Here is a 14473-nt window from a genome sequence, read left to right on the forward strand (position 1 = left end):
GACGGAGGGCCCCTAGGTGACAGAGACACTCTTTGGCGGACCCGTCCTGCCCCCGGCGTACCCCGAGCGGGCCGCCTGGGGCACGGCGCCGAAGCTGCGCGCCTGGCAGCAGGAGGCGCTGGACAGCTACTTCAGCACCCACCCCAGGGACTTCCTGGCGGTCGCGACGCCGGGTGCCGGTAAGACCACCTTCGCGCTGCGGGTCGCCTCGATGCTGATCGAGGCCGGCACGGTCAACCGGGTGACGATCGTGGCCCCGACAGACCACCTCAAGCGCCAGTGGGCGGATGCTGCGGCGCGTGTGGGCATTGCCATCGACCCCAACTTCAAGAACGCCGACGGCCAGCACGGCCGGGGCTTCATCGGCGTCGCGGTCACCTACGCCCAGGTGGCCAGCAAGCCCATGCTGCACCGGGCCAAGACCGAGGCCGCCCGCACGCTGGTGATCCTGGATGAGATCCACCACGGAGGCGAGGCCCTGTCCTGGGGCGATGGGCTCCGCGAGGCCTTCGACCCCGCGGCGCGCCGGCTCGCGCTGACCGGAACGCCCTTCCGCTCGGACACCTCCCCGATCCCGTTCGTCGAATACGCCGAGGACCGCGACGGCATCCGCCGCTCCAAGGCCGACTACACCTACGGCTACGGCAAGGCCCTGCGGGACCACGTGGTCCGCCCGGTGATGTTCATGGCCTACTCCGGCCAGATGCGCTGGCGGACCAGCGCCGGGGATGAGATGGCCGCCTCCCTGGGCGAGGCCGCCGTCACCAAGGACATTACGTCCCAGGCCTGGCGCACCGCGCTGAACCCGGCGGGGGAGTGGATCCCGGCGGTGCTGGCCGGGGCCGACAAGCGCCTGAGCGAGGTCCGGCGCACCGTGCCCGACGCCGGTGGCCTGGTCATCGCCACCGACCACGAGGACGCGCGCGCCTACGCCGGGCAGTTGAAGAGGATCACCGGTGAATCACCGACCGTGATCCTCTCCGACGACGCCAAGGCCTCGTCCAAGATCGAGGAGTTCTCCGCCGGCGACAAGCGCTGGATGGTCGCCGTCCGGATGGTCTCCGAAGGCGTGGACGTTCCGCGTCTCTCCGTCGGCGTCTACGCGACGTCCACCTCGACCCCGCTGTTCTTCGCCCAGGCCGTCGGCCGCTTCGTGCGTGCCCGCAAGCGCGGCGAGACGGCGTCGGTGTTCCTGCCCTCCGTGCCGCAGCTGATGGCGCTGGCCAACTCGATGGAGGCCGAACGCGACCACGCCTTGGACCGCCCGGAAAAGGAGGACGCCGACGGGCTGTTTAACCCGGAGGACTCGCTGATGGACGAGGCCAACCGGGAGGAGAAGGCCTCCGACACCCTGATGAAGGGTAAGTTCGAAGCCCTGGACTCCCAGGCGTCCTTTGACCGGGTACTGTTCGACGGCGGCGAATTCGGCACCGGCGGCGAGGTCGGCTCCGAGGACGAGCTGGACTTCCTCGGCATCCCCGGCCTGCTCGACGCCGAACAGGTCGGCACCCTGTTGCGCCAGCGCCAGCACGAACAGCTCAGCCGCAAGAACAAGCGCTCCCCGCAGTCTGCAGCGGCAGCCGAGCCGGCGCCCGCGGTGCCGGACCACCGGATGCTGATGGACCTGCGGACCGAACTGGCCAAGAACGTCGCCGCCTGGTCCGCGCGCACCGGCACCCCGCACGGGGTCATCCACACCAAGCTCCGCACGGTCTGCGGCGGCCCGCCCGTGGCCCAGGCGAACGAGGAGCAGCTGCAGAGCCGGCTCCGCAAACTCCAAGACTGGTTTATCGGCCGGAAATAGTAATGGGCACGAAAAAGGGACCGGGTGACCGGTCCCTTTTTCGTCGGCTGGCGCCTGCCGCTACTGGGCGGCGCCGCAGGTCTGCGAGAGCTTCTGGCCCGCCGCGGTGTACCCGGCCTTCAGTTCATCGAGCTTGGCCGTGTCCGGTTCCTTCTTGGCGGCCTCGTCCAGATAGTCCACGATCGACTGCAGCGGATCCTGCAGCTCTTCCGAAGCGGTCGCCTCAATCGGACGGATCTGGTTGGCCAGCCGCGTCATGCCGAACTTGTCCGAGCTGGAGGTCGGCGAGGTGGTGATCGCCTTGACGCGGGAGCAGGTCTCCTCGCTGGTCATCTGCGGAGCCGAGCAGGCGGCTGCGCCGAGCAGGGTCCCGGCAGCGATCAGGACGGACAGGGTCTTTTTCATGGTGTACTCCGGGTTATACGGTCAGGCGTTACTGGCAAGGATTCCGAGTCTACTGTGGTTCGGGCCGGCGGGCTCAGACGATGTCGACGCCGCCGAGTTCCATCTCGGCGAAGGCGTCGTCGAGATCTTCGGCGATCCCCACCGTCAGCCCGCGAGGGACGGTCACGGAATACCCGGCCTGCACCGCGTCCAGGGCGGTCGCCTTCACGCAGTGGTCGGTGGCGATGCCCACGACCACCACCTCCTCGACGTCGTGGCTCTGCAGCCAGTCGTCCAGGCCGATGGCGTCGTCGTCCGCCTCCTGGCTGCCGGCCGGGCCGGCAACCGGCAGCGAACCGGGGGCGCGGTCGCCGGTGGGCACAGCGTCGTCCGGGGCGAGCAGCCCCTCGAAGCCGGAGTAGGCCGCGGTGAACTGGCCTTTGCGGAAATACGCCTGGATGTATTCGGTGTCCAGGTCCGGGTGCAGTTCGGCGCCGCGGGTGCCGGCGACGCAGTGCGGCGGCCAGCTGTCGACGAAGTCGGGCTCGTCGGAGAAATGGGCCCCGGGTTCGATGTGCCAGTCCTGGGTGGCCACGACGTGGTCGAACTGCCCGTGGTGGGCGTCGACGTACTCGCTGATTTCGGCAGCCAGCGCGGCCCCGCCCTCCACCGGGAGCGCGCCGCCCTCGCAGAAATCGTTCTGCACGTCAACGATGATCAGGGCGCGTGACATTCAGTCCTCCTCGTAGATGGTGGGGATGGCCGCTTCGCCGCGCTGCAGCCGGTTGACCACCGCGGGCAGTTCCGTCATGCTGTCCGCGTGCCGCTGCCGGGCCCGGACCACGCCCTCGGGGCCGGTCCAGCCGGGCAGCAGTTCGCCGTTCTTGATGAACTGGTGCAGTAGCGGCCGGTCATTGCCGTCGTCCTCCGGCCGGTGCCCGATGCCGACGATTTCCTGGGTCGCCGTGCCGCGCTCGTTGAGCCGGCGGAGGGCGTACTTCCGGCCGCCCTTGCTGGCCTTGTTCTTGGCAGCCTTGGCTACGGCGACGAATTCGCCGTCGTCGTTGGTGCGGCTGACCAGCTTGTAGACCATGCTGGCCGTGGGCGCCCCGGAGCCGGTGACGAGCGAGGTCCCGACCCCGTAGGAGTCCACCGGCGCCGACTGCAGGGCGGCGATGGCGAACTCGTCCAGGTCGGAGGTGACGATGATCCGGGTGTTGACGTTGCCCAGGTCATCCAGCAGTTGGCGGACCCACTGCGCCTGCGCCACGAGGTCCCCGGAGTCCAGGCGCACCGCCCCGAGCTTGTCGCCAGCCAGTTCGACGGCGGTGCGGACCGCCGCCTCGACGTCGTAGGTATCCACCAGCAGTGCGGTGGAGGCGCCCATCGAGGCGAGCTGCGCCTCGAAGGCGTCCCGCTCGGTGTCATGCAAAAGGGTGAATGAGTGGGCGGCGGTCCCGACCGTCTTGATCCCGTAGCGCCGGCCGGCCTCAAGGTTCGAGGTGCTGGCGAAGCCGGCGATCACGGCGGCCCGGGCCGCGGCGACGGCGGATTCCTCCTGGGTCCGGCGGGAACCCATTTCCACGCACGGGCGGGTGCCGGCGGCGGAGATCATCCGGGACGCGGCGGAGGCGATCGCGCTGTCGTGGTTCAGGATCGAGAGGATGTACGTCTCGAGGATGCAGGCCTCGGCGAAGGTGGATTCGACGATCAGGATGGGGGAGTTGGGGAAGTAGGCCTCGCCCTCCGCGTAGCCCCAGATGTCACCCGAGAACGAGAAGTTGGCCAGGTACTCCAGGGTTTCGTCGTTAACCACCTGGGTCCGGCGCAGGAACTCGATCTCCTCGTCGCCGAAGCGGAAGGCGGCGATACCCTCCAGCAGCCGGCCGGTGCCGGCAACGATGCCGTACCGGCGGCCGTCCGGCAGCCGCCGGGCGAAGGCCTCGAATACCGACTTCCGGTGGGCGGCGCCGGAGTGCAGCGCGGCCTGCAGCATGGTCAGCTCGTAGTGGTCGGTGTACAGGGACGTGCGGGGATGGTCCCAGCCAGCTGAGGTACTCACGAAATTTACTCTAGTCCCCACCGGCTCCCTCGTCTCGCTTCGCTTCGCCGCGGGGCCCTCGCCGGTGTGGGCCCACCCACCGGCTCCCTCGTCTCGCTTCGCTTCGCCGCGGGGCCCTCGCCGGTGTGGGCCCACCCACCGGCTCCCTCGTCTCGCTTCGGGGCCCCACCCTCGCCCTAGAATGGACAGATGACTCTCAGCGTTGCGCTCGGCCCTGACACCCAGGCCGGCACCCAGACCGGAACGGCGGCGTCGACCGACGTGCTTACCGCCCCGGACATCCCGTGGAACCTCGTGATCTGGAATGATCCGGTGAACCTGATGAGCTACGTCAGCTACGTCTTCCGCAGCTACTTCGGCTACTCCGAGGCCAAGGCCAACAAGCTGATGCTGGAGGTCCACAAGAAGGGCCGGTCGATCGTGGCGCACGGAAGCAAGGAGCAGGTGGAACAGCACGCGGTGGCGATGCACGGCTTCGGGCTGTGGGCCACGGTGGAGAAGGCCGAGGGCGGCGCCGGTTCCGGCAAGGGCAAAGGAAAACGTGGCTAAGGCATTCAAGTACGGGCTCAAGGGCATCACCGGTTACCTGGAACCGGCCGAGCGGGAACTGCTGCGCAGCCTGTTCGACGACGTCATCTCCATGCTGGAGCCCGCCGAGGCCGCCAGCCAGGACCCGTTGGCTGCCCTCGTCGGGCTGGACAGCGAGGCGCGCGAACCGTCGGACCGTGCCGTGCGGCGCCTGCTGCCGAACGTCTCGCGTGACGACGACGAGGCGTCCCTGGAGTTCCGCCGCTACACCGAGCGCTCCCTGCGGGAGAACAAGATCGGGGCGTTGAAGGCGGCGTCGCTGGGCCTGGACAAGGACGAGCTGGTGCTCACCGCCGCGGACGCCCGGCACTGGTCCACCGCGCTCAACGACGTCCGGCTGGTGCTGGCCGAACGGCTCGACATCCGCGACGACGCCGACGCCGAGCACGTGCACCGGATGCAGGACTGGTCCCAGGCCGAGGACGTCGAGAGCTACCTGGCGCTGGTGTACAACTTCACGACGTGGCTGCAGGAATCCCTGGTCCAGGCCATGCTCGCCTCGCTCGAGGCGTAGACCTCCCGTTTTCCTGTGACCCATCAGACACGAGGTCTCGGACACAATGTGCTGGCCGGGACTGGGCGTTGCCCTATCCTCGAATAATCATGACTTCAGCATCCAGCACGGATCCGTCAGCCCAGGCCCCGGCGGAGACCGCAACGGGCGGCGCCGGAAATGCGCTGCCGGGGGAGCGCCCGATCGGCGTGTTCGACTCCGGCGTCGGCGGCCTCACGGTGGCACGGTCGATCATCGACCAGCTTCCCAACGAGTCCATCCTCTACGTGGGCGACACCGCCAACGGGCCATACGGGCCGCTGCCCATCGCCGAGGTCCGCGCCAACGCGCTCGGCGTGATGGATGAACTGGTGGATTCCGGGGTCAAGCTGCTGACGATCGCCTGCAACTCCGCGTCGGCTGCCGTGCTGCGGGACGCCCGGGAACGCTATACCGCGCGGTACGGGATTCCGGTGATCGAGGTGATCCAGCCCGCCGTCCGGCGTGCCGTCTCGGCCACCCGCAGCGGCCGGATCGGGGTGATCGGCACGTCCGCGACCGTCGGCTCCCGCGCCTACGAGGACACCTTCGCAGCCGCCCCGGACCTGCAGATCACCTCCGCGGCCTGCCCGGCGTTCGTGTCCTATGTCGAGGCCGGCATCACCACCGGGCCGGAGCTGCTCGCCGTGGCCCGCGACTACCTGGCCCCGCTGAAAGCCGCCGGCGTGGACACCGTGGTGCTGGGCTGCACCCACTACCCGCTGCTGACCGGAGTGATCTCCTATGTCATGGGGGAGGACGTCACCCTCGTCTCCAGCGCGGAGGAAACCGCCAAGGACGTCTACCGTGCGCTCGCATCCCGCGGCCTGGAGCGCAGCGGTGCGACCGCACCGGAACACCACTTCATCGCCACCGGCGACGCCGCGCAGTTCGAGCACCTGGCCCGGCGGTTCCTCGGGCCCGAGGTCCTCAGCGTCCGGCACGTGGACCACGTCGCCGCGCAGTACCCCACCGGGAGCCTGGCCCGGATCACCCCGGAGATGATCGCCGCCGCGCAGGCCGGTTCGCGGCGGCCGCGGACCTCCAACTTCGTCTCCGCTTTTGACGCCCCGGACAATGCGCCTCAGGAAATTGCCGTGCCTGCGGCCGGCCTCCGGGGGTCCGGCCTGTGAAGCTGACCATCGTGGGCTGCACCGGGTCCTTCCCGGGCCCGGGCTCGCCGGCGTCCTGCTACCTGCTGACCGCACACGACGGCGAGCGGAGCTGGAAGATCGTGCTGGACCTGGGCAGCGGCGCCCTGGGCGCCATCCAGCGCTACACCGACCTCGAGGACATCGACGCGATTTTCCTCACGCACCTGCACCCGGACCACTGCATGGACCTGTGCGGCCTGCACGTCGCGGTGCGCTGGAAGCCGGGTGGCTGGGGTCGGGGCCGGATCCCGGTCTGGGGACCGGCGGCCACGGCGGACCGGATGGCGACCGCCTACGGGCTGGAGCTGGACCCGGGCATGCACGAGGAATTCGACTTCAGCAACTGGTCCGAGCGTAAGCCGGTCACCATGGGTCCGTTCACCGTCACCCCCTACGCGGTGAACCACCCGGTGGAGGAGGCCTACGCCCTCCGGGTGGAGGTCACCGAACCGGACAAGGACGGGGTCCCCGCCACCCGGGTACTGAGCTACTCGGGCGACACCGACTCCTGCACCGGGCTTGAGGACGCCGCCCGGGACGCGGACCTGTTCCTCTGCGAGGCCGCGTTCGAGGAAGGCCGCGACGACGGCATCAAGGACGTGCACCTGACCGGCAAACGGGCCGCCGAAGCGGCCGTGGCCGCCGGCGCCCGGCGGCTCCTGCTCACTCACATCCCGGTCTGGACGTCCCCGACCACCGTGATGGCGGAGGCCCGCGAGGTCTTTGGCCCGCAGGTGGCCGTCGCCGTCGCCGGCGTGCACTACACCGTCTGAGCCGCGCCGCGGCCCCACGGTCCCCGGTGCTGTGCCCCGCGGGAGGCCGGCGGCGCCCGGGATCGATATGCTGGAAGGCATGACTTCCGAAGCCCTTACCGCCCCCGTTCTCCGTGCCGACGGCCGCACGCCCGACCAGCTCCGCCCGATCAGCATTACCCGCGGCTGGTCCAAGCAGGCCGAGGGTTCGGCCCTGATCGAGTTCGGCAACACCCGGGTGCTGTGCACGGCGTCGCTGACCGAAGGGGTTCCGCGCTGGCTCAAGGGCGAAGGCCGCGGCTGGGTCACCGCCGAGTACGCGATGCTGCCGCGGGCCACCAACACCCGCTCGGCACGGGAATCGGTCAAGGGCAAGATCGGCGGCCGCACCCACGAGATCTCCCGGCTGATCGGCCGCTCGCTGCGCTCCATCATCGACACCAAGGCCCTGGGCGAGAACACCATTGTGCTGGACTGCGATGTGCTGCAGGCCGACGGCGGCACCCGCACCGCCGCGATCACCGGCGCCTACGTCGCGCTCGCCGAGGCGATCCGCTTCGCCCGGGACAACAAACTGATCGCGCGCAACGCCGAGCCCCTCGTGGACACCATCGCGGCCGTCTCGGTCGGCATCATCGACGGCGTTCCGATGCTGGACCTGCCCTACGTCGAAGACGTCCGCGCCGAGACCGACATGAACGTCGTCGTGACCGGTTCGGGCAAGTTCGTCGAGGTCCAGGGCACGGCCGAGGGGGCCCCGTTCGACCGTGATGAACTGAACAAGCTCCTGGACCTGGCCCTGATCGGCACCGGGCAGCTCGCCGCGATCCAGCGCGACACCCTGGCCGAGGCCCCGTGAGCGGCAACCCCGCCGGGAATCCGGCCGTCGGGCACGGCGGGCCGGTCCTCGTCCTAGCCACCCACAACCAGGGCAAGCTGAAGGAACTCCGCGAGCTGCTGCGCGGGCAGCTGCCCGGCCTCGACGTCGACACCCAGGTGGTGGATGCCGGCGCGGTCGGCGCGCCCGACGTCGTCGAATCCGGTGTCACCTTCGCCGAGAACTCACTGCTCAAGGCCCGGGCGGTTGCAGAGGCCACCGGGCTGGTCGCGATCGCCGACGACTCCGGCCTCGCCGTGGACGTCCTGGGCGGTGCGCCCGGGATCTTCTCTGCCCGCTGGGCGGGCCGGCACGGCGACGACGCGGCAAACCTGCAGCTGCTGCTGGACCAGCTCTCCGACGTGCCCGACGAATACCGCGGCGCGGCATTCGTGTGCGCCGCGGCCCTGGCTGTTCCCGCCACCGCCGGCGGGGAGGCGCGCGAAGTGGTGGAGTACGGCCAGCTGGAGGGCACGCTGCTGCGGGAACCACGCGGGGCGGGCGGTTTCGGCTACGACCCGGTGCTGCAGCCGAGCGGCCTGGACCGCAGCTGCGCCGAACTCAGCCAGGCGGAAAAGAACGCGATCAGCCACCGCGGGCACGCCTTCCGTGCGCTGCTGCCGGCGATCGTGGAGGCACTGGCGGCCAGGTAGCCGACGGCTCAAAAAAGGATGGCGCCCCATCTGTGTGGGGCGCCATCCTTTTGGGCGTGATGACCTAGTAACCGCGGCGCGGGGTCAGGGCGTCTTGCGCTCTTCCTCCGGCTCGTGCTCCTCGATGAACTCCTCGACCAGGCCGGTGCCGTACTTCTCGGACTGGCGCTTGGCAATGAGGCCGCGGATGACCTCGATGCCGATCGGGATGACCGAGACGAGCACGATCGCGATGAAGATGATGTCCAGGTTGTCGCGCACCCACGGCACCGTGTCGCCGAGCAGGTAGCCGAGCAGGGTGACGCCGCCGCCCCAGAGCACGGCACCGACGACGTTGTAGAGGAAGAACTTCCGCTTGCTCATCTGCGCCACGCCGACGATCACCGGGACGAAGGTGCGGATGATCGGGACGAAGCGGGCGAGGATCAGCGCCTTGCCGCCGTGCTTTTCGAAGAAGGCGTGGGCGCTTTCGACGTTTTCCCGCTTGAACAGCTTTGAATCCGGCTTGTTGAAGATCGCCGGACCGGCCTTGGAGCCGATCAGGTAGCCGGTCTGGTTGCCCACGATCGCGGAGGCGATGATCAGCGCCGCGAACGCCCAGATGTTGAACTGGATGGTCCCCGTCGCGACCAGCAGGCCGGCGGTGAACAGCATCGAATCCCCGGGCAGGAAGAATCCGACCAGCAGGCCCGTTTCGGCGAAGATGATGCCGCAGACCAGCACGACAACCCAGGGTGCCAGGGCCGGATCGGCCAGGAAGACCTGGGGATTGAGCCAGTCGGGCAGGAACGAGGCCAGGTGCGGCTGGACCGGTCCGGCGCCGCCGAAAGTGGACACGGCAAAGTCGTGCAAGGTGTAAGGGTTCACCCTTAAAGGGTACTTGACCGGCCGCGGCCGGATCCGGCGGTAAAGTTGGGGCGTGGGTTTGGACTTTACGGCGATCGACTTTGAGACGGCCAACGGCTTCCGTGGATCGCCGTGCGCCGTGGGCCTGAGCAAGGTCCGTAACGGCGTCGTCGTCGAAGAGGCCTCCTGGCTGATGCGTCCGCCCGCGAACCACGACGCCTTCGACCACCACAACGTCCGGATCCACGGGATCCGGCCCGAACAGGTCGCCGGCCTGCCGCGCTTCGGCGAACTGTTTCCCGAGATCGGCGCGTTCATCGGCGGGGACGTGCTGGCCGCGCACAATGCCGCATTCGACCTGGGCGTGATCCGTTCCGGCCTCGAGGTCTCCGGCCTGCCCGGGCCGGCCTACGACTACGTCTGCACGGTCATGCTCTCCCGCCGCTGCTATTCGCTGGTGTCCAACTCGCTGCCCTACGCCGCGGAGGAGGCCGGGGTGCCGCTGGTCAACCACCACGACGCCGCCGAAGACGCCCGGGCCTGCGCCGGCATTCTGATCGACATCGCGGCGCGCAACGGAGCTGCGAGCATCGCCGAACTGTACCTGTCGCTGGGGCTCGCGGTGTCCCGCCAGCCGGCCTTCGACCCGCGCCGCGACCCGCTGTCCAAGGCCACCCGCGCCGCGCTCGAGGCCCTCGCCGGCGGCAACGGCCCCGCCGCGGTGACCCGCCCGTTCCGCCCGGGCTGGCCGGAGGAAGGGGCCAATCCGGACCCGAACCCCGGCGCCGAACCTGGCCACCCGCTCTTCGGGCAGACCGTCGTCTTCACCGGCGAACTGGCCATTCCGCGGCCGGAGGCCAAACTGCGTTCCGCCGAGCTCGGCGCGCGGCCCGAGAGCCGCGTCACGGCACGGACCACCGTCCTGGTGGTCGGCAACGGGTTCGTCGCGGCGGACCTCCGCTCGGGCCGGTTGACCGGGAAAGCCCGGCGGGTCCTGGAACTGCATGAACGCGGCCAGCGGATCGAGGTCCTCTCCGAGGGGGAGTTCCTGCAAATGGTGGGCGGCCACGTGGCCGCGGCCCAGGCGGGGTAGTCCGCCCGCGGTCATACGGCGCAACAATCATTTCGTCCGGCGTCCGGCCGCTCCTAGCCTTAACCGATGAGCAAACTGATCTCCCCGCCCGTCCGCCCGGAGGCACCGGTGGAGGCTCCGGTGCAGGCCCCGGCCGCCGGCGCGCGGCACGGCATCGACTGGGCCCGGGTGTTCGCCTTCCCGAACCCGGTCAACGAGTACTCCGCCCGGATCACCGCCGCGCTGGTGGTGCTGCTCTCGGCAGCGACGCTCCTGACCGGCTTTGGCTGGGGGCTGGCGGTGATTGCCGCCGGTTTCTGGCTGCGCGTGCTGTTCGGCCCGCGGATTTCGCCGTTCGGCCTGCTCTCGGTCAAGGTCCTCACGCCGCTGCTCGGCAGGACGCGGCTGGTTCCCGGCCCGCCGAAGCGCTTCGCCCAGGGCATCGGCGCGGCGCTTTCCACGACCGCCGCCGTCCTGTCCGCCGCCGGGCTCGCACCGGCCGCCTGGACCCTGCTCGCGGTCCTGATTGTCGCGGCATCGCTGGAAGCCTTTGCCGGCTTCTGCCTGGGCTGTGCTGTCTTCGGGCTGCTGCAGCGCCGCGGCATCATCCCGGAGGATGTCTGCGAAGCGTGCAACAACATTTCGCTCAGGCGCCCGTAAGCTCCGCCAGCCGTTCGGCCATGCCCCGGATCACGCCCGGCGCCTCCAGCGCTGCCAGCCAGTCCGCCGGCAGGCAGTCCTCACCGTAGTACGCGCCCAGGATGTTCCCGGCGATGGAGGCCGTGGAATCGCTGTCGCCACTGTGGTTCACCGCCACCGCCATCGCCGCCCGGAAGTGCTCCTGCGCGCCGGCTGGGCCCGGCGTCGTCGTTTCCGCTGCTGGCATTGGTGCCGCGGCCGCCGCCGGCGCGGTGGCGAGCACCGCGTACAGCCCGACGGCGAGTGCCTCCTCGGCCACCCAGCCTTCGCCAAGTTCACGCACCAGGTCCTCCGCGCCCAGCAGGTCCGCGCTGCCCGCCGCGGCCGCCTCGGCATGCCGCAGCGCCGTCGCCAGCCGCTCCAGCAGGGCCGGATCGGCTTCCTCGCCCTTGGGCAGCGGGCCATCCTGCAGCCGGGAGAGCGCAGTGCCGGCCGCTGCGGCGAGGCTCCGGCCGCCGGCCACGGCATGGATGACCAGGCTGAACGCCGCCGCGCTTTGCCGGGCCGAAGGATGGCCGTGGGTCAGGGATGCCGCGTCCGCGCTCAGCTTGTAGACCGCGTCGGCGTCGATGTGGGGGATCAGGCCAAAGGGAGCGGACCGCATCACCGTGCCGCAGCCCTTCGAATCCGGGTTGACCGGCCGCTGTACGGTTCCCATCTCTCCGGTCGCGAGTCCACTGAGGCAGGCGTTACCCGGGGCGCGCCGGGCCCGGAGCACGTCGTGGCCGTCGATCCAGCGCGGTGGCTGGAACGGCGCCGACTCCGGCAGGGCGACGCCCTGGCTGCCGAGCCACCGCAGGTAGGCGAGCCAGAGGCAGGCGTTCGTGTCCGCCGCCACGCCGGAGTTGGCCCACTCGAGCGCTTCCAGCAGGCCGTCCACGGTGTACAGGGTCATCTGCGTGTCGTCGGAGAAGTGGCTGCCGTCTCCGAGCGCGGCGAAGTCCCGCAGGCCGCCGGGTCCGTACGTTGCCCGGATCGATTCGATCGTCTCGAACTCGACGGCGTAGCCCAGCGAATCGCCGAGCGCGCCGCCAAGCAGACAACCATGGATGCGGGAGGCATGGGACGGGGCGGGGGCCGCCGCAGGGGACGTCGCAGGATCAATGCTCATGCCTTCAAATTTACCCCGGCCCGCCGCCCCGCCGCCCCGCCGGCGGGACGGTCGGGGCGGTGCCCGGTAGGGTGCTGTTGGCGCTACCGTGGATCCGCATGCCGCGAGCGGGACGATGACGGGTCCGCAGACGGGGCCAAAGAAGGGGCCGTCGGCACGAACACAGCACGAGAGGGAGACGGATGCGCGAACCTGCGTGGCGGAAGACGGGCAGCACCCCCGACTACAGGTTTTCCATGGCCAACGAACGGACCTTCCTTGCCTGGGTGCGGACCTCGCTCGCGCTGATCGCCGGCGCCCTGGCGATCGACCAGCTGGCGCCGAACATCGCACCTGCCCCGGTCCGGATCGCGATCTGCGTGGTGCTGGCGATCATCGGGGCCGGACTCGCCTCGCTGTCCTACCGCCGCTGGGCCAGGATGGAGGCGGCGATGCGCAACAACCAGGAACTGCCGTACTCGGGGCTGATGCTCGTCATGACCGTCGGCGTTGCCATTGCCGCGCTGACCATCGCCCTGCTGATCTTCCTGGCCCGGTGAGCATGCCGGCCCGGGACCCGGGGCTGCAGCCGGAACGCACCACCCTGGCCTGGGGGCGGACGCTGCTGGCCCTGCTGGTCGCCGACCTGTTCATCTGGCGGACCTGGGCGTTGAACGGCTCCGGGGCGGGGGAGTCCCCGGCGGGCGGCTTCGACTTCCTCGGACTGTGCTCGGCGGCAGCCGCCGGGTCCACCGTCGTCCTCTTTATCTGTGTCCGGCTGCGGGCGCGGCAGCTGCGCGGCTCCACCGCGCCTGCCCCGGCGGCGCTGATGCTCGCGGCGACCGCGGCCGTCGTCGCGCTCGCCGGAAGCACCGTGGCCGCGATCGCGCTCGGCGGCTGACGGCCGAACCCCAGCGAACGCCCAGACTCCGCTGGAAGACTCCAGAAAGACCCTGCACCCAAAACGAAGGATGTACCGCGCCATGACCACGCCAGCGACCACCCCGGGGACCGAGGGCGCCCGGCCGTCCATATACCCGGCCGACCGGCAGCCGGCCCTTCCGGCCCGGCTTGCCGCCGAGGCGCTGGGCACTCTCTTTGTGGTGGTGGCAGGACTGGGTGTGCCGCTGTTCGCCGTGCCGCAGTACAACCCGCTGCCGGCGTCGCTGGCGGCCGGACTGGCCCTCACCGCAGCCATGCTGGCCTTCGGGTACCTCTCCGGCGGGCACTTCAACCCCGCCGTCACGGTGGGCAATGCGATTGCGGGCAGGATCACCCCGGCGGCTGCGGCAGCCTACCTCGGGGCACAGCTGGCAGGGGCCCTGCTGGGCGGGCTGACCCTGTTCGGGGTGCTGCGCACCGTGCCCAAGCTCAACGGCACCCGGGCGGCGTTCGATACCGTCGCCGCGGGCTTCGACGCCCGCTCCGTCATCCAGGCGCCGGTGGCCGGCGTGCTGCTGGTCGAGGTGCTCGGCGCCGCCCTGCTTGTGGCCGTCTACCTGGGCACCACCGCGCGCCGGAACCCGCTCCGCGCTGCCGCGCCGTTTGCCGTGGGACTGAGCATGGCCGTGCTGCTGCAACTTGGCCAAAGCATCGGCAACGCCCCCTTCAACCCCGCCCGCGCCACGGCCTCCGCGCTCTTCAGCAGCCCCGAGGCGCTCGGCCAGCTCTGGCTGTTCTGGGTGGCGCCGCTGGCCGGCGCGGCGGTCGCCGGGCTGGTCTTCCGCGGCTTCGCCCGGACTGGCACCGAAGCGGCAGGCACCGAAGCTGCAGCCACCGAAACCGTTACGGCGGAGGCCGAAACCGAAGCCGCCGGCGCGGGACCGGAGCAGGATGCCGGCCGTCCGGCGGCCGCCGGCCGGGCAGCCGCGGCACCGGCCGATGAAGCGCGGGACTTCTTCGACAAGCGCACCCCGTAACGCCCGTCACCCCGGCGCCCCGGGGCGCTGCACAAGAGTGT

General features: G+C 70.3%; 17 protein-coding genes. 12 read left to right on the forward strand and 5 right to left on the reverse strand.

All coding sequences use genetic code 11. The annotated features are described in order from the left end of the window. Positions 1-16: 16 nt before the first annotated feature. Positions 17-1804 (forward strand): DEAD/DEAH box helicase, encoded by a 1788-nt coding sequence (locus tag ACTWLI_RS11620; protein ID WP_056738198.1) that lies wholly within the window; start codon positions 17-19, stop codon positions 1802-1804. A 60-nt stretch (positions 1805-1864) separates the two neighbouring features. Here ACTWLI_RS11620 and ACTWLI_RS11625 read toward each other — a convergent pair whose 3' ends face one another. The 3 genes from ACTWLI_RS11625 to ACTWLI_RS11635 all read right to left on the reverse strand — a co-directional run bounded on the left by ACTWLI_RS11625 (position 1865) and on the right by ACTWLI_RS11635 (position 4250). Next, a complete protein-coding gene (locus ACTWLI_RS11625; protein WP_445153996.1) occupies positions 1865-2209 on the reverse strand; it encodes a hypothetical protein in 345 nt (114 codons plus the stop codon). 73 nt (positions 2210-2282) lie between these two features. Beyond that, entirely contained in the window at positions 2283-2921 is a 639-nt protein-coding gene (locus tag ACTWLI_RS11630) for an isochorismatase family protein (RefSeq protein WP_445153997.1), read from the reverse strand. Beyond that, on the reverse strand, positions 2922-4250 hold the full coding sequence (locus tag ACTWLI_RS11635; RefSeq protein WP_445153998.1) for a nicotinate phosphoribosyltransferase: 1329 nt from the start codon (positions 4248-4250) through the stop codon (positions 2922-2924). A gap of 189 nt (positions 4251-4439) precedes the next feature. Here ACTWLI_RS11635 and clpS point away from each other — a divergent pair, with 189 nt between their 5' ends. From clpS to rdgB, 6 genes are all read left to right on the forward strand, one after another. Beyond that, the gene (clpS, locus tag ACTWLI_RS11640) at positions 4440-4799 is read left to right on the forward strand and encodes an ATP-dependent Clp protease adapter ClpS (protein ID WP_056738201.1); all 360 of its coding nucleotides are present in this window, start codon (positions 4440-4442) and stop codon (positions 4797-4799) included. After that, complete coding sequence (locus ACTWLI_RS11645; protein WP_445153999.1) at positions 4792-5352, forward strand: DUF2017 domain-containing protein; 561 nt, start codon at positions 4792-4794, stop codon at positions 5350-5352. Before clpS ends, ACTWLI_RS11645 begins: the two co-directional genes overlap by 8 nt. Before the next feature lie 89 nt (positions 5353-5441). Continuing rightward, the gene (murI, locus tag ACTWLI_RS11650) at positions 5442-6503 is read left to right on the forward strand and encodes a glutamate racemase (protein ID WP_445154000.1); all 1062 of its coding nucleotides are present in this window, start codon (positions 5442-5444) and stop codon (positions 6501-6503) included. Then, positions 6500-7297 (forward strand): MBL fold metallo-hydrolase, encoded by a 798-nt coding sequence (locus tag ACTWLI_RS11655; protein WP_445154001.1) that lies wholly within the window; start codon positions 6500-6502, stop codon positions 7295-7297. The genes murI and ACTWLI_RS11655 overlap by 4 nt, the downstream gene beginning before the upstream one ends. Positions 7298-7376: 79 nt before the next feature. Next, entirely contained in the window at positions 7377-8135 is a 759-nt protein-coding gene (gene rph, locus ACTWLI_RS11660; RefSeq protein ID WP_056738652.1) for a ribonuclease PH, read from the forward strand. Continuing rightward, a complete protein-coding gene (gene rdgB, locus ACTWLI_RS11665; protein ID WP_445154002.1) occupies positions 8132-8806 on the forward strand; it encodes an RdgB/HAM1 family non-canonical purine NTP pyrophosphatase in 675 nt (224 codons plus the stop codon). The genes rph and rdgB overlap by 4 nt, the downstream gene beginning before the upstream one ends. Before the next feature lie 84 nt (positions 8807-8890). Here the strand turns inward: rdgB and ACTWLI_RS11670 are convergent, their stop codons facing one another. Further along, positions 8891-9658 (reverse strand): VTT domain-containing protein, encoded by a 768-nt coding sequence (locus ACTWLI_RS11670; RefSeq protein WP_445156170.1) that lies wholly within the window; start codon positions 9656-9658, stop codon positions 8891-8893. 67 nt (positions 9659-9725) lie between these two features. Between ACTWLI_RS11670 and ACTWLI_RS11675 the strand changes: the two genes are divergently transcribed. Beyond that, positions 9726-10745 carry an exonuclease domain-containing protein gene (locus tag ACTWLI_RS11675; RefSeq protein WP_445154003.1) on the forward strand — a complete coding sequence of 340 codons (1020 nt, stop codon included), beginning with the start codon at positions 9726-9728 and terminating at the stop codon, positions 10743-10745. 66 nt (positions 10746-10811) lie between these two features. After that, positions 10812-11384 (forward strand): DUF4395 domain-containing protein, encoded by a 573-nt coding sequence (locus ACTWLI_RS11680; RefSeq protein ID WP_445154004.1) that lies wholly within the window; start codon positions 10812-10814, stop codon positions 11382-11384. Here ACTWLI_RS11680 and ACTWLI_RS11685 read toward each other — a convergent pair. Beyond that, positions 11371-12534, reverse strand: a complete 1164-nt coding sequence (locus ACTWLI_RS11685; RefSeq protein ID WP_445154005.1) for an ADP-ribosylglycohydrolase family protein — start codon at positions 12532-12534, stop codon at positions 11371-11373. The genes ACTWLI_RS11680 and ACTWLI_RS11685 overlap by 14 nt on opposite strands. A 236-nt stretch (positions 12535-12770) precedes the next feature. On the opposite strand from ACTWLI_RS11685, the gene ACTWLI_RS11690 reads away from it, so the two are divergent. From ACTWLI_RS11690 to ACTWLI_RS11700, 3 genes are all read left to right on the forward strand, one after another. Further along, a complete protein-coding gene (locus ACTWLI_RS11690) occupies positions 12771-13073 on the forward strand; it encodes a YidH family protein (protein ID WP_445154006.1) in 303 nt (100 codons plus the stop codon). A 2-nt stretch (positions 13074-13075) separates the two neighbouring features. Continuing rightward, a complete protein-coding gene (locus ACTWLI_RS11695; RefSeq protein ID WP_445156171.1) occupies positions 13076-13414 on the forward strand; it encodes a DUF202 domain-containing protein in 339 nt (112 codons plus the stop codon). 82 nt (positions 13415-13496) lie between these two features. Beyond that, positions 13497-14432: an MIP/aquaporin family protein gene (locus ACTWLI_RS11700; RefSeq protein WP_445154007.1), complete on the forward strand. Its 936-nt coding sequence runs from the start codon at positions 13497-13499 to the stop codon at positions 14430-14432. Positions 14433-14473 lie beyond the last annotated feature (41 nt).

This window comes from Arthrobacter sp. Hor0625, from assembly GCF_052567525.1.